Below are 23,072 nucleotides of genomic sequence, written 5' to 3'. Positions count from 1 at the left end.
TTTGATACCTTTAATATAACTCTAAAACCATAAGACCTCACCATGCGCCTAATCGAACTGCGACTAAAAAACCTAAACTCTCTTAAGGGCGAATGGTATATCGACTTTGCCGATCCTGCTTTTATTAACGAAGGTATTTTTGCTATTACTGGGCAGACTGGCGCTGGCAAGACGACTATTCTAGACGCTATTTGTTTAGCCTTGTATGGGGAAACGCCAAGGATTAATAGTATTAGTAAAAGCAGCAATGAGGTGATGACTCGGCAGACTGCAGACTGTTTCGCTGAAGTGGTTATTGCTCTCAATGGCAGTCAGTATCGCTGCCGTTGGGGTCAGCGTCGAGCTTATGGTAAGTCAGATGGTAAATTACAAGACGCTACTCATGAGATTGCTAAGCTAAACCTTGAGGAGCCAGCCAAAGATGATGAGATTTTAGAGACCAAGCTATCACGTACTAAAGAGAAAATCATTGAGCTAACACGCATGGATTTTCAACAATTCACCCGCTCCATTCTATTGGCGCAAGGTAGCTTTTCAGCATTTTTGAAGGCTAAAGCTGATGAGCGAGCTGATATTTTAGAGAAGATAACCGGGACTGATATCTACGCTACTATCTCCGAGCACGTCCATGAAAAAAAACGCTCTGAAGAAGATATTCTAAGCAAGCTGCAATTCGGTCTTGAGGGCTTGAGCCTATTAGATAGCGCTCAAGAGGCTGAGCTTAAGCACACCTTAACTACCCATCAGACCACTCTGACAGCGCAGCAACACACCTTTAAGCAGTTAAATGAGCAGCTTAATTGGCTGGATGCTGTGCATGAGTTACAGCAAAAGCAACTGAATTTTAGCACTGAGCTTGAGCAAGCTAAGCAAGCCCAGCAAGCTTTTATCCCTGATGCTACTCGTCTAGCAGCCGCTAATAAAGCGCTAGAAATTGATAGTCAATACAGTCAGTTAGTTAACAGTCGTGATAATACAAAGCATTTAACTGCTCAACAGCAGCTGATTACCAGCCAGCTTGCTGGGCAACAAGTTAGCTTACAACAAGCGGCTAATCGTCTCACTACTGTGCACCATCTACAAACTCAAGCTGATAACGAACTACAAACAACTTTGCCTATTATCATAAAAGTACGTGCCTTAGATGCGGATATAAGACAGCAAGCACATAGCTTGAGTGATTATAACCAACGTCAAGATACTCTATCTACTAACCTGCAATGCCAAGCGGCAGAGCTTGTTAATAACCAACAGCAGCAAGTCAATAATCAGGCGCAGCTGGCGAGTACTGATAAGTATCTTGAGGCCAATAGTCAACTTAGCGACCTTGATACGGATACCGCTATTTTTGATAGTAATTGCAGCCGTTTAAAAGCTTTATTACAAGATAACATCAGCCAAGCACAAGCTAAAAAGGCTGTTGACGCTCAAGCGAAACACTATCAGCAGCAACTTGCTAAACTAGCTGAGCAGCAAGCGGTAGAGCAATTGGCAATAGCTACAGCTCGCCAGCAGCTTAGTGAATTACAGCAGCAACAAGCTGCCTTGCTAGCTAATAAATCACTAGCTGATAGACGGACTGAGCAAGAGCAAATTGAGCATAGCGGTAGTCAAGTTGAGCAAATAAAAGCTAAGATCCAACAGTTAACGCAGCTATCCGAACAAATCAATGCTATAAACTCAGCGCTACCCATAATTAATGATCAACTGCTAATTATCGAGCAACTAATCAGCAAAGGCGAGTCGGCCATTACTGAGACTAAGCTCAAACGCCAAGATAAACAGCAGCACTTAGACTTGCTACAAAGAGTCGCTAAGCTCGAAGATTATATTGTCGAGTTAGAAGAGCATAGCCCATGCCCACTTTGTGGTGCTACTGAGCACCCGTACGCTAAGCATCATCCCTTTTTAGAAACTGGCAAAGACAGTGACAACAGTAATCAGCTGTCGCCAACTATGCAGACTAAGCATCAGCTGAATGAATTAGATAAGCTTCTCGATAGCTTACAGCATACCTTATCAGCGCATCGTATCGACTATGCCACTAAGCAAACTAGCATTGTGCAACAGCAGCAGCAATTAACCCCTTTATATAATCAAGTCAAGGCTTTAGCTGGTGACATTGAACAGATAATAGCCACTCAAACCCCTGTATTAGCCTCATTACCAACTTCAGTATCAACTATCATTGCGCCGTTAACCACCATAGCTGCTGATATGGCGGCCCTACGCCAACAGCTAGAGGGCGAAGTAGCAACTGCCATCATCACTGATCATGCTACCTCGTTAGCGTTAATAAACACCATGCAGCAACAGCTCGCTGAGCAACGCAACGCTATTAGAGCTGTGCTAGCTCAATATGAAAACCTCACCAGCTCCCTGACACAGAGCAGTAAAGTTATCGAAACCAAGGAGCAGCAGTACTATAAGCTGGCAGCGGATATCAGTGCGATTGAAAGCGATCTAAAACTTAGTTTGCAAAAAACCGCAACTATAGATAGCACTATAGAAAATAACTTCTATGAGCTGGCAACAGTCAGTAGCACCGTTCAATCTTTACTCGCTAAGTACCCCCTAAGCAGCTATGTTGCAGAGCTAACAAGCGATTCTTTTGCAGTGGATACTGTTTCTAATACTTTACCAACAGTTTTACCGCTACTAAGCACTAGTATCGATCAACAAATGCTTGTCGATGCGGCAGAGGCTGACGATTATATAGAGCAGTTGCGCCAATACCGTAGCGGCTTAGTACAGTTAAAAAAGCTATTCAATAGCAAAAAACAGTCCCAGCAAACGCTGTTTACTAGCCTTAGCAGCCTAAACGCTCAGATAAAAACCCAACAGATGCAGCTTGACAAAGATACGGCGGAGCTTGATAAGCTCAGCGAGACTATCAAACAGCAGACTGAGTTATTGAACCAATTACGGCAGGACAGAAAGCAGAAGTTTGACGATAAACACCCTGATCAAGAGGAAAGTCGGTTACGCTTGTTAGTTGCACAGGCCACTACTGAGCAAGTAGCTGCGCAAAGACTGCATGACAATACGGCGCAAGCATTAGCACAATTAGAAGAAAAGCAGCAGCAGCTGATTGCACAGCTACAGACAGCTACTCAGACTATGCAAGCTCAACAACAGGCTTTTGCAACTGTGTTAGCAGCATCGCAGTTCACGGATGAAGCGGCTTTTGTGGCGGCGCGCTTACCTTTAGAACAGCGCAGCGAGCTTACTCATCGCCAGCAAAGTATCGATAACCAGCTGCAGCAAGTACAGTCATTACTGACTCAAACGTGCCGAGCGCTCAAGCATAAGCTGGACACCCCACTGACTGTGGCTGACCGAGCCACACTTGCTGCCGAACAACAGCAAATGCAGGACAGCAATACTCGATTGAGTGAAATGATTGGGGCGATAAGTAGGCAGCTCAAAGACAATAATGACAAAAAAAGCGCTCAACAACACAAACGTCAGGCTATTGACGAACAAAAACAAAAGCTGCAAGTATGGCAACAGCTACATAAGCTAATTGGTTCGGCCGATGGTAAAAAATACCGTACCTTTGCTCAAGGCCTAACCTTTGATATTATGGTTCGCCATGCTAATACTCAGCTGCATAAGATGAGCGACCGCTATCTGCTGATTCGTGACGATAATAATGCGTTAGAACTCAATGTCATCGACAACTATCAAGGTGGCGAAGTGCGCAGCACCAAGAACCTGTCCGGCGGCGAAGGCTTTATTATCAGCCTTGCCCTAGCGCTTGGATTGTCGCAAATGGCCAGTCATAATATTCGTGTCGATTCGCTCTTCCTTGATGAAGGCTTTGGTACGCTGGATGACGAATCACTCGATATCGCCCTCGATACTTTGACTAGCTTGCAGCAAGAAGGTAAATTAATCGGGGTCATCTCTCACGTTCAAGCGTTAAAGGAGCGTATATTGACCCAAATTCAGGTCAAAAAACTCTCTGGTGGCTATAGTGAAATCAGTGGTCAGGGCTGTCATAAAATTATCAGTTGATGAAGTAACAACTTTAAGAATCTAGCTAGAAAGGCTTTTATATGGATATGCTTATAAAGAAACTCATCGATAGCTTCTACGCTAATGTCCTACCTATTAGTGTGTTTTGCTTAACGGTGGTGGCCTCTATGCTCGTTGCTACCTCAGCGCAGGCAACTATTAATTGTGCGGGTTATTTACCTAATAGTTATTTTGAGCGTATTGAGAATAATAACGAGCGATTCGCTGATAAGCTATTCACTTTAGAAGATAACAGTCAACAGCTGCAAGATTTAAATAGCAACGTTTTATTAGCTGGTTTAACGGATGCTTATGGTTTAATGAATAAGTATTTGATCGCTAGTAAAGACACAGCAAAAGGTAAAAAAACAGGTGTCGTGAATGCTGCTGGCGAGATAATTGTACCTTTTGCTTACGATGCTATTGCGATTGAACCTGATATTTATACTAGCTTTATTGTCAGTGTTAATATGCCAAATGGCGCTACTGACCAAGGTATTATTGATCGCGATGGCTATTGGATATATCCAGCAATGAAAAACAATAAAAAACCACAACAACGTAGAATTGACAACGGCTACGGCAATTATCGTTATGTGCAACCAACCCAGCAACTCATCAAAGCAGTCGATGTACCACTCAATCTTACAGCCGCTGCTATCAGTCACGCTCATTATGATAGCAATGACGATCATGATTATTTTTTGATTAATTCTGTAGTGGATGCTGGCACAATAAGTAAAGCTGGTTTGCTTGATGATCAAGGTAACTGGGTCATTGCGCAGCAGTACGATGATTTACAACCACTAAACGCTTGTACTGGTCAGCCGTTATATTTGCAAGCGGTTTCTACAAAAGCATTTACTTCAAAAATGCAACGGCAAACGGCCCTCCTCGATCAAAATGCCAGTGTTATTATCCCTTTTACAGCCAATCAAAATATTGAAACTTTTAATAGTGGGTTTTTGAATTCGATACTATTTTTACGTAGTGATTTAATCGAAGGTAGTACAGCTACTGGGATGACTGAAGACATCAAGAATAACATCGTTAGTGCCCAAATTATTGACGCTGAAGGTAAAGTGATTTTGTCATCAGAGTCAGCTATCGTAAAACTGCTATACCATCAGCTTTATGCTTACAAGCAAGATGGCAAATTTGGCTTTATCGATGACCGAGCCAATATGGTATTAGCGCCACAGTTTGATAGTTACCGTGATGAAGGCAATAAAGTATGGGTAGAAAAGCAAGGTAAGAGGTTTGATTTAGCTACGTTGATTGAGTTGGATTAATTATTTTGTGCTTTAATTATTAAACAATAAAAAACCACCCTTATCATAAGAGTGGTTTTTTTAGATCCATTAATCACTAAATTCACTAAGCAATCCTTACTTAGTAACTAGCCCGCTCAGCTCACTCATTAATACTGACAGTGCTGATAAGCTAATAGCTTGCTCATCATTGCCATCTAATTTTTGCATCTCGATAGTCACTGACTCTAGCTGCGCTTGATGACGAGACTTCCAGTCACTAAAGGCTTGCTTAGCGTCAGGCTGAGATAACAGCGCATCCATAAGCATACGTAAGCTACGTGATAGCTCATTCACTAGCGCATGACGAGCACGGCGATCCCAATAGTCTTGCTGTGGTAGAGTAGCAATATTATCCATCATCCAATCAAGTTGTAACACCCGATAGGCTTCAAAGTATAGCGAAGCAATCTCATCGACAGGGCGCTCATACTGCTCAGCAAGTAAGGCTGCATCCAGAGCATCAACATGATAGGGCAACATAGCGAACAGCGCTGCATCCTTATCAGATAGGCCATCTTTAGTTAAGCTGGCGGTATCTTCCTGCAAGTATTGAGCGTACTGCTGCTCAATAAAGCCGCCTACTTTAGTCAGTTTATTGACACTACCGACGAAGCGGTCAATCATATCCGTCACTTGTAACTCTTGACCAAAGGCATTGATGAACCACACTACCCCACGCTCAAGCGCATCACGCAGGCGTAGCTCGAGATTGAGTAGCAGCTTAGCATCGACTTTATTATCCAAGGCTTCTAGCATTTTCCATGCGGTGGATACTTCAAACACATCACGAGTAATGGCATAAGCACGAATAATAGTATCTAAGGTTTGTCCGGTTTCCTCATAGAGTCGGAATAGCGCTTCAATACCTAGACGGTTGACCACACTGTTGGTTAAATAAGTACTAATAATCTCACGATGTAAGCGATGCTCTGTCATCTCACCAAAGAAGCGTCCAACTAGCTCATCAGGGAAGTACTTGCGCAGTTCATTGACGAAGTACGGGTCATCAGGTAAGTCAGACAATAATAAACTATCGTAAATCCACATCTTGCCATAAGCCATGACTACCGCTAGTTCTGGGTTAGTCAAACCAGTTCCTGCTTTTTGACGTCGAGCAATCTCTTCATCTGCTGGCAAGTATTCAATCGCTCGGTCTAAGCGTTGCTCAGATTCTAACAGCTGAATAAAGCGCTGATGATCGCTCAAGTTAGCCGCTGCTCGCAGATGGCTTAGCTCGATAGCTTGTGGTTGTAGATAGTTTTGACGCAGTACTAACTGTGCGACTGTATCCGTCATACTTTCTAGTAGCTCATTACGCTGCTTAAGGGTCATATCACCTTGCTCGACAACTTTACCGAGTAAAATTTTGATATTGACCTCATGATCTGAGCAGTTTACGCCACCTGAGTTATCGATAGCGTCGGTATAGATGCGTCCCCCTGTTTGCGCATATTCGATACGACCTTGTTGAGTGAAACCTAAGTTACCACCCTCACCGACCACTGCAGTACGTAGCTGGCCACCGTCAACGCGTAGTGCGTCGTTAGCTCGGTCACCAACATCAGCGTGGCTCTCGTTAGCACTTTTGACATAAGTACCAATACCGCCATTCCAAATCAAATCAACGGGAGCAAGAAGCAATGCGCTAATAAAGTCGTTCGGCGCTAGAGTATCAGCGCTAATATCAAACAGCTGTTTCATCTCGGCACTAATAGTGATGATTTTATCGTTACGTGAGAACACCCCACCACCTTGGCTAATTAGTGACTTCTCATAGTCATCCCAAGTAGAGCGCGGCGTATTGAATAAGCGCGCGCGCTCAGCATAAGAGTCTTCAGGATTAGGATTAGGATCTATAAAGATATGCAGGTGGTTAAAGGCGGCAACCAGCTTAGTATGAGTCGATTGCAGCATACCGTTACCGAATACATCACCGCTCATATCGCCGATGCCGACGACGGTAAAGTCATCACGGTTTTGAATATCCATACCGCGCATACGGAAGTGACGTTTCACTGACTCCCAACCACCACGAGCGGTAATACCCATAGCTTTATGGTCATAACCGACTGAGCCACCAGAGGCAAAGGCATCATCGAGCCAAAAGTTATATTCAGTAGATATAGCGTTGGCAATATCAGAGAAACTAGCTGTCCCTTTGTCAGCCGCGACTACTAAGTAGGGATCGTCTTCATCATGACGCACTGTATTGGCTGGCGGGACGATATTACCGTCAATAATATTATCGGTGACGTCGAGCATCCCACGTAAGAACGTCTGATAGCAAGCAATACCTTCTGCTTGGAAGGCTTCACGACCATCAGCAATAGTCTTAGTTTTGACAATGAAGCCGCCCTTAGAACCGACTGGTACGATTACCGCATTTTTGACCATTTGTGCTTTCACTAGGCCCAATACTTCCGTACGGAAATCTTCCATTCGATCCGACCAACGCAGGCCACCACGCGCCGCTTTGCCGCCACGCATATGTACCGCTTCAACACGCGGTGAATAGACAAATATCTCAAACATCAGCTTAGGTTTAGGTAGATTCGGAATATCAGCCGCTAAGAACTTAAAGGATAATCTATCTTTGCGCTGACCATCGCCATCAGTCTGATAAAAGTTAGTGCGTATCATAGCGTTAATTAAATCTACATACCAACGCAAGATACGATCTTCATCTAAGCTATCAACTTCGACTAGCGCTGCTGTTAGCTGTTGCTGAATTTCTGTCACTTTCTCAGTGCGTACACTACTATCATGCTCGGCATACTTAGGGTTCATACGCGCATCGAACAGACTAACTAATGCCACACTAATAGCGCTATATTTGACCAGGGTTTGCTGCACATAAGCGCTAGAAAACGGTGCTCTAGCTTGGCGCATATAACTCGATAAAGCGCGCAATATAACTACTTCATAAGTATCAAGTTTAGTAATTAGTACTAGCTCATTAAAACTATCGCTTTCGACACGTCCTGCCCATATCTCTTTTAGACTGTCCTCAAACTGAACACGCACAACACGCATATCGATAGTATCAACATGCTCTAAGTTTAGCTCGTATTCTTGCATCCAGATTGACTGCTCTGGTAGATCAAACTCATAAGTTTGCGCTGAGATGACTGACACCCCAAAGTTCTCTAGTACTGGTAAAACTTTAGACAATATTACTGGTTGTTGACGGCCATATAGTTTTAGATGCAGCTGATTACTAGCGTCACCCGTTGACTTATACAAATGCCATAGCATTGGTGATTCATCATTTAAGCCCGCTAAGCGCTTAGTATCTTCGACTGCTGTTCTAGCATCAAAACGCTCTTGGTAAGCAGCAGGGATATAGTTTAAAAAACGGCGCTGTAATGCATTGGCCTGCTGTTCACCGACATTATCGAGCATCACTTGCTGATAATTATCTTGCCATGATTCCATCAATGCTGATAGCTCGACCTCTAGGTCACTATTATCAACAGTATTAACTTCCCCTGGTACTGTGCGTACATGCACATGAACGCGGGCGTGCTCAGACTCATTAAACTCAGTAGTGAAGCCTGATGAAGTGCCACCATAAGCCGCTTCTAATACTTTTTGAACTTTTATACGTAACTCAGTATTGAATTTATCACGTGGTATATATACCAAACAGGAGACAAAACGTTGGTAGTGATCTACTCGGCTAAATAGGCGTAGACTCTTGCTATCTTGCAATTGGCTAATACCATAAACAATAGGATACAGCTCTTCAACGCTGGCTTGGAATAAGTCATCACGTGGCAAAGTATTGATCACATGCATCATTTTATGATAAGCATGTCCATTGCGTGGTAGATCTGACATCGCCATGATCTTGTTAGCTTTTTCACGCAATAGCGGAATTTGTTTTACCGTAAGCTGATACGCCTGTGAGGTCAAAAGCCCGATAAAGCGATACTCACCAATTAACTTACCTTGGTCATCAAACTTATGGATACCCAAAAAGTCCATATATACTGAACGATGAATTGGTGATACACGACTTGATTTAGAGAGCATCAATACTCGTGGCTCAGTTAGCAGCTGTTTTAAATTAGCAGGTAATTGATGAAAGCTCTCAGAGATCTTATCTTCATCAGCACCACGTAATAATCCTAAGCCACTATTGCCAATCGCAAACAGCTCTAGGTCAGCGCCTTTTTCAGTATCTTGCCCTTCTAAACGATACTCTCTAAACCCTAAGAATATAAAGTGATCATCAGATATCCAGTCTAGAAATGCTTGTATTTCTTGCTTAGAATAGAATAACTCTGGTAAAGCTTGCTTAGTCAACTCGGCTTTGATAGTAGTTAACTGCGACTGCATTTGCTCCCAATCACCGACGACGACATCTAAAGTGTCAACTTTTTCTAATAATAATTTATGTAACATCACTAACTCATCATCATCTTGATAAGCAATCTCAAAATGGATTAGTGACATATGTGAAGTGCCACTCTCAGGCGCACTATCAATTTGAGTGATATGACCTTCTTCATCGCGCTTGATACTGACAATAGTGTTATATATACGATGCACGTCGATACCCTGATCTTCAAGGCTCATCAGTAAACTATCTACCAAAAATGGTCGATCATAAGCCACTATTTGCACTACAGTATGCGAACTATGAAAATGCTGTTCCTCCGCAATAGGATTTAGGATAGCCAATTGCGGCTTGCTGCCGTCATAAGCTTTGAGTAAAGTAAAATGGTGTAGACCCATCCCTGCTAAATCTACATCACTAATATCATCTGCAATCTCGTTATGTAATGGTCGATAATAGCTCTGCAAAAAATAATCAACTAGCGATTTGTCTTTTTGTACGTAGCTGGTAGCAATATCGCTTATTTGGCCAATACGTTCTGCTGAGATATTAAGTGAGTTGGGCATAACAGTTGTCCTTGTTATAATTTATTAATTTATTTTTGGGTTAGTATGAATAATGCTATCCATGCTCATAATTCATAGCTTTTTTTTGCTCAAGACTAAGTATTGCTCAAGAATCTTGTTAGTTATTCTCAGACAATTGCTTAGAATCAAACCTCATTTTCTCTATCTTTCTACTAACTGTCGTTACTTTCTTGCTGTTCGAACAGTTATCTGGTTATTATTGAATAGAGATAATTATGATCCTGCTTCTAAAGTGTAACCCAGCTATTGCCATAGCTAACGCTTACAACATCATTTCATGAATGAGCTTTGCTCTCATAACCTTTATTAATGATACTGCTATTAATGAGACTGTTGCTCAAAACAGTAAGGGGCGTTTGCAACTATTGCCGTTTATAACGCAATGTAAAAAAACCACCTAGATAAATCCTAACCTATATCTGCGCTCTATGCTACGACTAGGCATTTATTAGCAATAATTATCAGTAGTCATATTATTTGGTTTTCGAGCGATTCACCATCATACAATATGGATATTATGATTAATGTCTTAAACTTATTGCTATTACACGCTTTCCTACGAATACACATAGTAATTGAGATCAGTTTTTTGCTAGAATACGCCAAGCTGATTAGCGGCAACTCTCTACGGTAACCTGAGAAGCCATCGATTTTGACATAATGACATAATTATAAGAAAGCTCGACATTTTAATACGTAATATCTTAATAGTTTAGAATTTTAGAACTCAGCATTTAAACACTCAGTAGTTAAATACCCAGTAGTTAAACTCTCAGCATTAAGGGCAAAACGCATGATGAATATTTTGGTAATTGGCGCAGGTGGACGTGAACACGCTTTAGCATGGCAATGTGCCAAAGATAAAAAGGTACAACGAGTTTATGTTACTCCAGGTAACGCAGGTACTGCCCTTGAACCAAAATGTGAAAATGTCATTTTAGAAGTCGCTGTTAGTGACTCAATTGCTGGCGAGCACAGTGCTGTTATTGATTTTTGCCAAAATAATGCCATTGATATGGTTATTGTCGGCCCAGAAGCTCCGTTAGTTACAGGTATAGTAGATGCTTGTCGTACTGCCGGAATTAAGGCTTGGGGTCCAAGCGCTTACTGTGCGCAATTAGAAGGCTCTAAAACTTTTGCTAAAGAGTTTATGGAACAGAACAATATTCCCACTGCCGCTTACCAAGGTTTTACTGATCCCGTAGCGGCCAAAGCTTACGTCGATCAGCAAGGTGCTCCTATTGTGATAAAGGCTGATGGACTCGCGGCTGGCAAGGGCGTCATTGTTGCTGAGACCGTCGAGCAGGCACATCAAGCTATCGATGACATGCTAGCTGACAATAAGTTTGGTGATGCTGGCAGCTGTGTGGTGATTGAGCAGTTCTTAATTGGCGAAGAGGCCAGCTTTATTTGTATGATTGATGGCAATAACATTCTACCAATGGCTACTAGCCAAGATCATAAACGAGCCTTTGAGGGTGATACTGGACCAAATACCGGCGGCATGGGTGCTTACTCTCCAGCGCCAGTGGTTACTGACGAAGTGCATGATAAAGTCATGGCGCAAGTTATTCAGCCAGTTGTCGATGCCATGAATGCTGCCGGCCATCCTTATACTGGGTTTTTGTATGCCGGTCTGATGATTGATGACGCTGGCAACCCTTCGATTATTGAGTTTAATTGTCGATTAGGCGATCCTGAAACTCAACCTATACTGATGCGTTTACAGTCATCGATGGTTGACTTAGTGACTCAAGGACTGGCAGGTGAATTACCTAGTCAAGCAAAATGGGACCCACGCCCCGCTCTAGGTATTGTGGTTGCTTCCAAAGGTTATCCTGAAAGTTCCTCTAAAGGTGATGTGATATCAGGATTACCCAAGCTTGTGGATGCCGATATTCCAGCAGTAAAAGTTTTTCATGCAGGCACTACTTTCTCTGATAATACCCAAACCGTAAATAATGATGATGCTAATAGCAAAGAGGTAACGACTAACGGCGGGCGTGTATTATGCGTCACTGCACTTGCGGATAGTATTTCAGAGGCTCAGCAAGCAGCCTTAATGGTCACTGGGGCGATTAGTTTTGACGGTGCACACTATCGTCGCGATATTGGTCATCATGCTATTGCCCGTGAGCTTGTTTAGTTCACTAGCAAAACAAGACTGCTGCTTTAGTAAAGTAAGTGGCGAATTAAAGCGTCTTTTATGGCTAAGAGGTATTGAAATTACATAAGTAGACACCTCTAGATTATCAGTGCTTAACAGTATTATTTTAAAGCCTGTTGAGCACTTGTTACCTTCGGTCAATCTATGGCATTTAGTGTGATACAATTTTGTATATTGGCGTCATCGCTCCCTTGTATTGTGAGTCTCTGACCCACAAATCATTCTTACTCTGACAAATACCTGATACTTATGGCAAATGATACGTCTAAACCTACTGACAATAAGCAGTCCATCGATAGCCTGAAAACCTCAGGGTTTGAACGTCGCATGTCGATTGCTAAAACCTCTTTAAACATCGGACGACGCTGGGCAGGTAACAGCGTTTCGGGAATGTTTTTGGATAAAAAAGCTCGTTCAGCACGTAACCAAGTGTTTATGGAAGCGCAGGCAAATTATGTGGCTCAAGAGCTAGGTAAATTAAAAGGCTCAGTAGTCAAGATAGGTCAAATGCTAGCTATGTATGGCGAGCATGTGCTGCCCCCTGAGATCACTCGTGCTCTGCAAACTCTCAATGATGATACTGCTATTTTAGCATGGCCAAAAATTGAGCAAACGTTACGTCGTACTCTGGGGAGTAAACTGGATGAGCTTGAAGTTAACCACACGCCTATCGGTACTGCTTCTCTCGCTCAAGTACATCGTGCAACCGTCATTGCAACAGGTGAAGATGTTGTTTTAAAGATTCAATATCCAGGTGTTGCCGATGCTATTGATTCTGACTTAGCGCTGTTTAAGCGTCTATTAAAAGTCAGTAATGCTGTGCCACAGACTCGAGCGCTGGATACTTGGTTTGAAGAGATTCGCGACTTACTACATGTGGAAGTTGATTATACGATTGAAGCTGCTACTACAGAACGTTTTTATCAACGTTTAGCAAACGATCCGCGATACTCAGTACCAAAAATTAATCGAGATTACTCTAGCAAGTATCTTTTGTGTATGAGCTATGAGGCTGGTGTTTCAGTAACTTCAGAGACCCTGAAACTCCTACCTAATGAGCGTCGCAGTGCTATTGGTCAAGCGGCGATAGAAATCATGATGCAAGAAATTTTTGTCTGGGGTGAGATGCAAACGGATCCAAACTTTGGTAATTATTTAGTGCGTATTGCTGATGAGAATGACCCTCAAGAGCAAGATAAGCTAGTATTATTAGACTTTGGGGCGATACGTCAGTTTGATACTCAACTCCTGACTATTGCACATGGCCTACTACGTGCCGGCTACCATCATGATCATCAAGCTATGAGAACGGCGATGACTGGTTACGACTTCTTTGACAGTATGAGCGACAAGGTAAGCTCTGATATCGCCACGTTATTTTTATTGGCGACTGAGCCTTTTAGTAATCCTGACACTAACCCTGATATTCCCTCTAACTGTTTAGACGATAGTAAACGTTATATTTGGGCTAATAGTAAATTGCATTCTCGTATTTCAGCAAAAGCTCAACGTGCTATGCAATCATTTGAGTTTAATCTACCACCAAAAGAGTTTATGTTTATTAGTCGAAAGTTCATTGGTGCCTATACTTTTCTAACGGTACTTAATGCACACACTAATTCAAATAATTTAGTTAAACCTTTTTTATAGTTAAATACTATATTATTCACTGAATTTTGCCGTTCCTCTTTTTGGAACGGTTTTTTTTGAAGTTATTTTATTTACTTAGGCTATTTCTTATAGCAACTATCTTAATATTTCTATATTGTTGGCATTATAAAATCATCTTACATTTTAGAAAAACCACTTTATTTTAAGTGCGTTTATTCTACTTAGGCTATTTTTGATCGAAGTTCCTTGCAATTCATTCATCGAATAGCTTGCGATACTATATTTTATAATTAATGCTTAGAGCTAAAGCTTAGCTACTATTGCTAACTGCACTATAAAAATAGTTTGGTTAATTAGGCTATATTTGTCTTTTGATAAGCGCGTGCTATTATAACCACTGCTATTATCTGATGACACTTTCTATCTTAACTATGAGGATATTCTCAGCTATATGACCACCACACCTGAAACTTTGCCTAAAACTTATCCTTGTCCGCGCTGCGGTACTAAAACGGCATGGCAAGGCAACACTTCAAAGCCGTTTTGTAGTGAGCGTTGTAAGCTTATTGATCTAGGGGCTTGGGCCAGTGAAGAATATACCCTACCTGCAGAAACTACCCCGTTTTCTGATGAGCTTTAACTCGCTTGCTGTAAATAGAGTAATGCCCTACCGTTAATAACTGTGCTTATATTAGCAGCTATTTTATCCCTCTAATAATCTAATGTTTTTCATCACAAGGATGTTTGTATGTCAGCGACTTACCTGATGCCCACTTATAATCGTCAGCCAATCAGCTTTACTCGTGGTGCGGGCAGCTGGCTCTACACTCAGAACGATACTCCCTATCTAGATGCGCTGACTGGTATCGCGGTATGTGGCTTAGGCCATTGTCATCCGCAAGTGACAGAGGCCATTCAGCAGCAAGCGGCAACTCTTATTCATACTAGCAACTTATTTGGTATTGACTGGCAAGAGCGCGCTGGCGAATCCTTATGTACTGCTGCACAAATGGATAGCGTATTCTTTGCTAATAGCGGCGCAGAAGCTAATGAAGCTGCACTCAAAATGGCACGACTGTACGCCTATAATAGAGGTTTCAAGCAGCCTAAAGTAATCGTTATGGAGCAGTCGTTCCATGGCCGTACTTTGCTATCACTGTCAGCGACTGCCAACCCAAAAGCGCGCGAAGGTTTTTTTACTTTAGATGATGACTTTATTCGTATACCTTTTGGTGATATAGCAGCTGTCGAGCAAGCCGCTATTGACCACGATGATATATGTGCCATATTTGTTGAGCCTATCCAAGGTGAAGGCGGACTCAATACTGCTGCTAATGGCTTTAAGTATTTAGAACAACTGCAAGCAGCTTGTGATACTCATGACTGGCTATTTATGATCGATGAAGTACAGACTGGTAATGGCCGTACTGGTAAGTACTTTGCTTACCAGCATAGTAACGCTCGTCCTGATGTGTTGACTACTGCCAAAGGTTTAGGTAACGGTTTCCCAGTAGGTGCTTGTATGGTTCGTGGGCGCGCGAATGGATTATTTGGTGCTGGTAGTCACGGCTCTACTTATGGCGGTACACCACTAGCTAGTCGCGTTGTGCATAGCGTATATGAAGTATTACGCACTACTGGTATCATGGAAAATTCAGTTACTGAAGGTCACTTTATCCGTGATAGTATCACCACTGAGTTAAAACAGTATGGGGTTAGTAGTCGCGGTGCTGGTACTATGATAGGTATCGTCCTGCCCGAAACTATGGATTGCAGTCAGCTAGTTGACTTGGCCCGTGATGAGCAGCAGCTAATTATCAATGTCACCGGCGGCCATGTTATACGTCTGCTACCGACTCTGAATATTAGTCGTGACGAGAGCGAGCAAGTAGTTGAGCGTTTGCTTAGTTTATTAAAGCCACTCGTATAAAGAGTTTACAGGCGACAATGTTAAAATGCTAAGCACACTTATTACTAAACTTATTTAATAGCTAGCAGATAGAGCTTACTATCAAACATCTGTAGTCAATCGTCATAGTAAAAAATTTTAGCAAACATCAGTATCAATATTAAAAACCATTATAAAAAGTTAGTAAGAAAAAGCCTGTAGATAGTAAGTTATCTACAGGCTTTTTTCTATTTAAACTATTGAACCTGCGTCACTTAGCTAGCATGAAAATACTTTTTTAATACTTCTAAACAGCGAGTGATTTTGGCAGGTTGCTGATCACGATTGAGAGTAACCGCATAAAGCACAAAACTAGGTAACTGATAGCCAGTTAATACTTCAACCAACTCACCACTTTCTAATTCTTTTTTGATATCCATTTCCATCATTCTCACTAAACCATGACCTTCTCTAGCCAAAGTAGTCGCCATAAACACATTATTAGTATGAATACGTGATTTCATCTTAGTGCGAGTCTTTTTGCCAGTTTCAGTCTGAGCCAGATCAACTTGGTTAGTATCTTTCATAATATCGATACAAATAAGCTGATGGTCGTTTAAATCTTTTGGGGTTTCTATCTTATTATGATTACGCAAATATTGCGGTGAGGCAACCAATAGCTGGCGTACATCAGTCAAAGGATGACTGCTTAACGTCGAATCATTGATACTAGGGCTCATACGAATAGCAATATCAATGCGTTCATCAATCATATCTATGTAGCGGTTATCTGCTAGATAAGTAATACTTAAATCATCGTGCGCAGCCATCCAAGTCGATAACGCTGGCAAAATATGATTAACCCCTAACTCAGGGGTAGTCGAAATCCGTAAACTGCCAGCCAACTCATCACGCAGTTGATTGACTTTGATACGCCCTTGTTCTGCGGCGCTGACCACATCCTTTGCTGCTTCGTAAAAGCTTTCACCCGCTTCTGTTAAGCTAAGCTTACGAGTTGAGCGATGTAATAGCACTACGCCTAGCTCATTCTCTAACGAGCGAATCTGCTGACTAACGGCACTAGTAGTGATGCCAAGTTCGCGAGCTGAGCCACTAAAAGAGCCGTGTCCGACTACACTGGCGAACACGGCCATACCACGTAAATTATCTAACATAATGTCACCTGAGCTATTTTTTAGTATTTAATATAACTTAACCATTATAGCCGAATTTTATTCGGCACACCTATTTTAAATATATCTAGGAAGTACAATAAATAATTTTCCAAAAATAAAAATGTATAATAATCAGCAAGATAGCTTACAAATAAAATATTCTAGATTTGAATACAGGAATATTAGCAAGATAAATACTATATAACAACACTTCCAACAACAGCAGTGACTATTTAAGTTAACTTAACCTTACCCATTTTTCCTTGCTGACGTTCTAATAAATGCTGCATAACTGGTGATTGTAATAACAACTCTTGTGCCGCTAAAGAAGCTTGCTCTAACCTCAGCTGTTGACGACTCTCTGGGGTCTTATCTTTTACTTCGTTAAGGCTGTTGTCTATTCGCAGACTAATATCAGCTTGAGAAAACTGTTGTTGTAATTTGGCAGCCAACTGCTCAAAGGTAGCTTGTAAATGCTTACTGTCTACCGTAGTAATAAAAGTGGCTTTGCCATTGCACAGACCAGTCATCATTCCTTGGCGAGCAAGGGCACGCTCATCTTCGGCCAAGCTATTCTGTTCACGAGCGCTTTGTAACCAGTAATCCCACTTTTCAGCGTTCCATTCTCCTGTCAGCGACTGCGTGGCACAGCGTAACAAAATACGGGGGTCATTTATCGAAATCGCACCATGAGAATCATTTGGGCTAAGCTCAACACTAGTATCTGTAGGTTTACTATCCACTTCAGCATTAGCCACTAGCTTAGGATTAATAAATGACTTATCTACAATTATGGCTTCAGCGGCAACTGCCAACCTGGAAGTAGCAGTAGGCGCTAGCGTAGGCTTAGCCGCTGTTATTGACTCAGTAACTAACTCAAATTCAGCAACCACGCTAGGCTCAATAGTTGGTTCAGACTGAACAGCTGGCTCGAGTTCCAAGCTATTACTAGCAACTGAATCCATATTGTATATTGAGTGGTTTAGGCCGTCAGTAGAGTGCCTATTATTAACAGCAGTATCAGTATCAACAGTCGATTCACTGGCTATTTCAGTGTTCACCATAGCCTTATCAACAATAGCTGCACTTTGCTGAAGATGCTTAGCAGCATTCTCCGCTAAGAAATAGCTATCTTCATCAGCGTATCTATCCTTTAAAACACTACCCTCTTCTAAGGGCGAACTCATTAAGTTATTAGCATTATCAGCTGCTAGCGCCTGGTTTATCGAGCTATGCTGATAGTCATCTACTACTGAGTAATCGGAAACTATGTTGTCTACAACTGAGCCATCTATAATCAAGGTATCAGGATTTTGATAGTCGATATTTTGATGGTCAATATCATAAACTTGTAATTCAGCTATTGAGTTAACTTGTTCACTAGCGTTAATGGTAGCAGTAGCGTTATTAGTAACCGCACCAGTATTAGCATCGCCATTGACCACATTGTTATTAATAGCACGGCTGTCTTGATTAGCTTGATAAGCTACTATCTCATCAACAGGCAAAGGTCGAAAGGCCAACAAACGTAGAATACACATTTCTAGCGCTTGCATTGGGGTACTAGCCAGCTTAATACCCTCACGTGCTTGCACCACAATCTCATAATACAGCTGCAACACATCAGGACTGATGTGCTGCGCTAGAGTATTGATAGTCTCAGCTTGCGCCTCATTTACATTTAAGGCGACTTCAGGTAATAGCTGAGTCAATGCCAATTGATGCAACAGTTCAGCGAGTCCATCAAACATACTCGAAGCATCAACCATCTGCGCCCGCATTTGCTCGATATGAGCTGCTACTGCCGACTTATCATGGTTATAGATATCAGTAATCAAACGTACTAAGTCTGCAGCGTCGATCAGACCGAGCATCTCATTCACAGTCACATCATCGAGCGCCCCTTTACCAAAGGCAATCGCCTGATCGGTCAAAGATAACGCATCACGTACTGAGCCTTTGGCAGCACTAGCCAATTGCCAAAGGGCTGGTTGAGTATAGTCAACATGCTCTAGAGTTAAGAGGTTAGCCAAGTGCTCACTAAGCAAAGTCTGTGGCAATGGGCGCAATACAAACTGTAGGCAGCGCGAAATAATAGTAATAGGCAGCTTTTGCGGATCAGTAGTCGCTAATAGAAACTTTACATGCTCAGGAGGTTCTTCAAGCGTTTTGAGCAGTGCATTAAAGCTGTGCGTCGATAACATGTGCACTTCATCAATGAGGTAGACCTTATAGCGACCTTGGCTCGGCGCATACGGCACGTTATCTAACAGCTCACGAGTATCCTCAACTTTAGTACGAGACGCCGCATCGATCTCAATTAAGTCGATAAAACGACCCTGGTCAATCGCTACGCAGTTATCGCAGACGCCACAAGGGGTACTAGTCACGCCCGTATCGCAGTTGAGACACTTAGATAGAATACGGGCGATAGTAGTCTTACCCACCCCACGCGTACCAGTAAATAGATAAGCATGATGCAAACGATTATAGTCAATAGCGTTAATCAACGCTTGCGACACATGAGTTTGCCCAATCAATTCATGAAAGTTTTTGGGTCGATATTTACGGGCTAATACTTGATATTGCTGGGTCATATCTGTCCATTTTACCAATTGACGATAATTAAATTAGGCTACTGGAGTACTATTTTTGAGTGCTCATTATAGCAAAAAGCCAGCACTTTCGTCTGACTTGTTGCGGTTACCGCTTCCGATTGTTTTAAGCTTATTGCTAATTATTAGTCAGCTTTGCGACGCATATGGGGGAACAGAATAACATCACGAATACTAGCAGAATCAGTAAATAGCATTACTAAGCGATCAATACCGATACCCTCACCTGCCGTTGGTGCTAAACCATAAGATAAGGCTTCGATATAGTCAGCGTCAAAATGCATAGCTTCATCATCACCAGCATCTTTTTCAGCAACTTGACCACGGAAACGCTCAGCCTGATCAGCAGGATCATTAAGCTCACTAAAGCCATTGGCCAACTCACGGCCACCAATGAACAGCTCAAAGCGATCGGTAATCTCAGGATTATCATCACTACGGCGCGCTAATGGCGAAGTTTCAGCTGGATACTCAGTAATAAAGGTCGGCTGACGCAGTTGATGCTCAGCGGTTTCTTCAAAGACGATAGTCTTCAGTTTACCTACGCCAAACACCTCTTTTACTGGCTGTCTCAGCGTATTGGCTACATAGTCTGCCAAGTAATCACGATTATCGATCTGAGCAATGTCAAAGCCTTCAGCATATTGGGCAATAGCCTCAGACATTGTTACTCGCGCAAAGGGTGCTTGTAAACTGATGGTTTCTTCTTGATAAGTGATTTCAGTGCTACCTAAGATATTGGTGGCTAACTCACTAAACAAACGCTCAGTCAAATCCATTAAGTCATGATAGTCAGCGTAAGCCTGATAAAACTCAATCATAGTAAATTCAGGATTGTGACGAGTAGAGATGCCTTCGTTACGGAAGCTGCGGTTGATTTCGAATACTTTTTCAAAACCACCAATCACTAAGCGTTTTAGATACAATTCAGGAGCGATGCGCAAATATAATGGCATATCAAGGGCGTTGTGATGAGTTTCGAACGGGCGTGCTACAGCACCACCTGGGATAGGATGCATCATTGGCGTTTCGACTTCCATAAAACGCTCATTAAGCATAAATTGACGAATACCACTGATCACTTGACTACGAATCATAAAAGTATCGCGGGTAGTCTCATTAGTCATCAAGTCGAGATGGCGATTACGATAGCGAGCCTCAACATCCGCTAGACCATGAAACTTATTTGGCATGGGGCGTAATGATTTGGTTAGCAGATTAAACGCTTCGATATGCACATATAAATCGCCTTTGCCTGAGCGACCGATATAGCCTGAGATACCCACTATATCGCCTAGATCTAGCGACTTTATACTAGCTAGGGTCTCCGGATCTAACTCTTTGCGAGCTACATATAACTGAATACGGCCACTCATATCTTGAATGACGATAAACGAGCCACGGTTGAGCATCACTCGACCAGCCACATTCACCTGAGTCTTTTCGCCATTAGCTGCTTTTTCTTCGATCTCTTGCTTAGAGATACCCTCAAAGGCTGTTTGCAAGTCTTGCGCATAATCAGTACGTTTAAACTGATTAGGATAAGGCTGTTTGCCTGAGGCAGTTATGTCATCTAGTTTAGCTTGTAGTTGAGCGATAAGCTCATTGGCTTCTTCTAGGGTTGGCGCTTGCTCATCGGAGGCTTGATTGTTCTGATTGCTGTTCTTTGACATAAAATTCTCAAAATTTGACAAGTTAAGTTTTAGTTTTGGAAAACTATATTATTAATCTATACACAAAGTCCCTTTGGTAATGCCACCTTCAATAAGTTGACGACAACCGAAAGGACTATCATTAGCCGCACAGGTTCCAACTTGATTGGCTTTGCCCGGCTCACTATCTAACTTTGAACTTAAGCAACTTCCTTGACAGTCAGAACTGTCACTACAGGACTTGCCTTCATCTGAAAACTGCATGACACACCTGTGCATCTGTAGTCTGCCTTGCTTTATGTACTCACCGCCTTTAGCGAGACATTCTTTTACAAGATTCTCAGAAGAAGAGGTAGAGTCATTCTGATGATCGATCACTGGCGAGGTTTGGCATGCAGATATAAATAGTAAAGAGCATAAACCAATAATAAATAAAACCAGACGATTCTTCATTATATTTCTCACCTACAAAATACGGATGGGTTTAGAAGCCAGTTTACTATAACAACACTTATATCTTTAACGCTAATTACCCTAAAAACGTTATTGCTCACCACCGATGCTGGCCATAAGATCTGCTTGGTGCTCACGTAATAACGCATCAAGCAACTCATCCATATCACCTTCTAAAATGGCATCAAGCTTATATAGCGTCAAGTTAATACGATGATCAGTCATACGTCCTTGCGGGAAGTTGTAAGTACGAATACGTTCACTGCGATCACCACTACCGACCAAATCTCGACGAATAGTATCGGCAGCATCTACTTGCGCTTGTACTTTAACTTGCTGAATTTTTGAAATCAGCATCTTCATAGCTTGCGCACGGTTTTTGTGCTGGCTACGTTCTTGCTGACACTCTACCACAGTACCCGTCGGAATATGGGTTAAGCGTACTGCTGAATCGGTAGTGTTAACGTGCTGACCACCTGCGCCACTTGAGCGAAAGGTATCAAAGCGAATATCAGCAGGATTTAGATCAACGGTATCATCAATCTCAACTTCCGGCATTACGGCAACTGTACAAGCTGAGGTATGCACGCGGCCTTGGCTTTCAGTTTCAGGTACTCGTTGTACCCGATGTACGCCAGATTCAAACTTTAAGCGTCCATAAACGCTATTGCCAGAGACGCGAGTGATGATTTCTTTATAACCACCATGCTCACCTTCGTTGGCTGATAATACCTCAACTGTCCAGCCTTGCGTTTGGGCATACTTTTGGTACATACGGAACAAGTCACCAGAGAAAATCGCCGCTTCATCACCACCAGTACCAGCACGAATCTCTAGAAACGCTGGCACTTTATCATTAGGGTCTTTAGGAAGCATCATCACGTTGAGCGCTTCTTCCATCTCAACGATAGTGTCGCGAGCGCTATCAATCTCATCCTGCATCATCTCTTTCATATCAGGATCTGAGGCCTCAGCTAACATCATTTCAGCATCAGCCTGGTCTTTTTCCGCGCGCCCGTAGTTAAGCCATAACGTAGTGATATCCATCAAGTCACTATGTTCAACCGATAGCTCACGGAATTTATTATTATCACTAATAATTCCAGGGTCAGATAATAAAGCGGTAACCTCTTCATAACGGTCTACCATTTGGTCTAAACGCAGGCGCAGGGATTCTTTCATAACAGATCTTTTAATTAGATAAGGGAAATAAGGGAGCAATTATAGCAAATTTTTGCTGCTAAATTAA

12 protein-coding genes are annotated in these 23,072 nt (G+C 42.3%); 6 read left to right on the top strand and 6 right to left on the bottom strand.

Annotated features, from left to right (window positions below; genetic code table 11):
* Nucleotides 1–42 precede the first annotated feature (42 nt).
* Both KPY62_RS00620 and KPY62_RS00615 read left to right on the top strand, forming a co-directional pair.
* Entirely contained in the window at nt 43–4,020 is a 3,978-nt protein-coding gene (locus KPY62_RS00620) for an AAA family ATPase (protein WP_216580366.1), read from the top strand.
* Between the two features lie 41 nt (nt 4,021–4,061).
* A complete protein-coding gene (locus KPY62_RS00615) occupies nt 4,062–5,312 on the top strand; it encodes a WG repeat-containing protein (protein ID WP_216580365.1) in 1,251 nt (416 codons plus the stop codon).
* A gap of 96 nt (nt 5,313–5,408) precedes the next feature.
* On the opposite strand, the gene KPY62_RS00610 is transcribed toward KPY62_RS00615, so the two are convergent.
* Nucleotides 5,409–10,241: an NAD-glutamate dehydrogenase gene (locus KPY62_RS00610; RefSeq protein ID WP_216580364.1), complete on the bottom strand. Its 4,833-nt coding sequence runs from the start codon at nt 10,239–10,241 to the stop codon at nt 5,409–5,411.
* 817 nt (nt 10,242–11,058) lie between these two features.
* Here KPY62_RS00610 and purD point away from each other — a divergent pair.
* The 4 genes from purD to KPY62_RS00590 all read left to right on the top strand — a co-directional run bounded on the left by purD (nt 11,059) and on the right by KPY62_RS00590 (nt 15,970).
* On the top strand, nt 11,059–12,408 hold the full coding sequence (gene purD / locus KPY62_RS00605; RefSeq protein ID WP_216582973.1) for a phosphoribosylamine--glycine ligase: 1,350 nt from the start codon (nt 11,059–11,061) through the stop codon (nt 12,406–12,408).
* 270 nt (nt 12,409–12,678) lie between these two features.
* On the top strand, nt 12,679–14,079 hold the full coding sequence (locus KPY62_RS00600; protein ID WP_216580363.1) for an ABC1 kinase family protein: 1,401 nt from the start codon (nt 12,679–12,681) through the stop codon (nt 14,077–14,079).
* Between the two features lie 412 nt (nt 14,080–14,491).
* The gene (locus KPY62_RS00595) at nt 14,492–14,680 is read left to right on the top strand and encodes a DNA gyrase inhibitor YacG (protein ID WP_216580362.1); all 189 of its coding nucleotides are present in this window, start codon (nt 14,492–14,494) and stop codon (nt 14,678–14,680) included.
* A gap of 108 nt (nt 14,681–14,788) precedes the next feature.
* Nucleotides 14,789–15,970, top strand: coding sequence for an aspartate aminotransferase family protein (locus tag KPY62_RS00590; RefSeq protein WP_216580361.1), 1,182 nt, complete (start codon nt 14,789–14,791; stop codon nt 15,968–15,970).
* 233 nt (nt 15,971–16,203) lie between these two features.
* On the opposite strand, the gene KPY62_RS00585 is transcribed toward KPY62_RS00590, so the two are convergent.
* The 5 genes from KPY62_RS00585 to prfA all read right to left on the bottom strand — a co-directional run bounded on the left by KPY62_RS00585 (nt 16,204) and on the right by prfA (nt 23,005).
* Nucleotides 16,204–17,103, bottom strand: coding sequence for a LysR family transcriptional regulator (locus tag KPY62_RS00585; RefSeq protein WP_216580360.1), 900 nt, complete (start codon nt 17,101–17,103; stop codon nt 16,204–16,206).
* Nucleotides 17,104–17,336: 233 nt separating this feature from the next.
* Complete coding sequence (gene dnaX, locus KPY62_RS00580; RefSeq protein WP_216580359.1) at nt 17,337–19,700, bottom strand: DNA polymerase III subunit gamma/tau; 2,364 nt, start codon at nt 19,698–19,700, stop codon at nt 17,337–17,339.
* Nucleotides 19,701–19,843: 143 nt separating this feature from the next.
* Nucleotides 19,844–21,391, bottom strand: a complete 1,548-nt coding sequence (gene lysS, locus KPY62_RS00575) for a lysine--tRNA ligase (protein ID WP_216580358.1) — start codon at nt 21,389–21,391, stop codon at nt 19,844–19,846.
* Nucleotides 21,392–21,442: 51 nt separating this feature from the next.
* On the bottom strand, nt 21,443–21,823 hold the full coding sequence (locus KPY62_RS00570) for a hypothetical protein (RefSeq protein ID WP_216580357.1): 381 nt from the start codon (nt 21,821–21,823) through the stop codon (nt 21,443–21,445).
* A 90-nt stretch (nt 21,824–21,913) separates the two neighbouring features.
* Nucleotides 21,914–23,005 carry a peptide chain release factor 1 gene (prfA, locus tag KPY62_RS00565; RefSeq protein ID WP_201622026.1) on the bottom strand — a complete coding sequence of 364 codons (1,092 nt, stop codon included), beginning with the start codon at nt 23,003–23,005 and terminating at the stop codon, nt 21,914–21,916.
* Nucleotides 23,006–23,072 lie beyond the last annotated feature (67 nt).

The sequence above is a fragment of the Psychrobacter sp. TAE2020 genome, from assembly GCF_018919485.1.
GTDB lineage: Bacteria > Pseudomonadota > Gammaproteobacteria > Pseudomonadales > Moraxellaceae > Psychrobacter.
The sequence above is the reverse complement of the archived record's forward strand: the minus strand, read 5'-3'. Positions and strand labels throughout refer to the sequence as shown.

Excerpts from the sequence above, each read along its gene's own strand:
- KPY62_RS00620 (WP_216580366.1), top strand. The coding sequence starts at position 43 with ATGCGCCTAATCGAACTGCGACTAAAAAACCTAAACTCTCTTAAGGGC.
- KPY62_RS00615 (WP_216580365.1), top strand. The coding sequence starts at position 4,062 with ATGGATATGCTTATAAAGAAACTCATCGATAGCTTCTACGCTAATGTC.
- KPY62_RS00610 (WP_216580364.1), bottom strand. The coding sequence starts at position 10,241 with ATGCCCAACTCACTTAATATCTCAGCAGAACGTATTGGCCAAATAAGC.
- purD (WP_216582973.1), top strand. The coding sequence starts at position 11,059 with ATGAATATTTTGGTAATTGGCGCAGGTGGACGTGAACACGCTTTAGCA.
- KPY62_RS00600 (WP_216580363.1), top strand. The coding sequence starts at position 12,679 with ATGGCAAATGATACGTCTAAACCTACTGACAATAAGCAGTCCATCGAT.
- KPY62_RS00595 (WP_216580362.1), top strand. The coding sequence starts at position 14,492 with ATGACCACCACACCTGAAACTTTGCCTAAAACTTATCCTTGTCCGCGC.
- KPY62_RS00590 (WP_216580361.1), top strand. The coding sequence starts at position 14,789 with ATGTCAGCGACTTACCTGATGCCCACTTATAATCGTCAGCCAATCAGC.
- KPY62_RS00585 (WP_216580360.1), bottom strand. The coding sequence starts at position 17,103 with ATGTTAGATAATTTACGTGGTATGGCCGTGTTCGCCAGTGTAGTCGGA.
- dnaX (WP_216580359.1), bottom strand. The coding sequence starts at position 19,700 with ATGACCCAGCAATATCAAGTATTAGCCCGTAAATATCGACCCAAAAAC.
- lysS (WP_216580358.1), bottom strand. The coding sequence starts at position 21,391 with ATGTCAAAGAACAGCAATCAGAACAATCAAGCCTCCGATGAGCAAGCG.
- KPY62_RS00570 (WP_216580357.1), bottom strand. The coding sequence starts at position 21,823 with ATGAAGAATCGTCTGGTTTTATTTATTATTGGTTTATGCTCTTTACTA.
- prfA (WP_201622026.1), bottom strand. The coding sequence starts at position 23,005 with ATGAAAGAATCCCTGCGCCTGCGTTTAGACCAAATGGTAGACCGTTAT.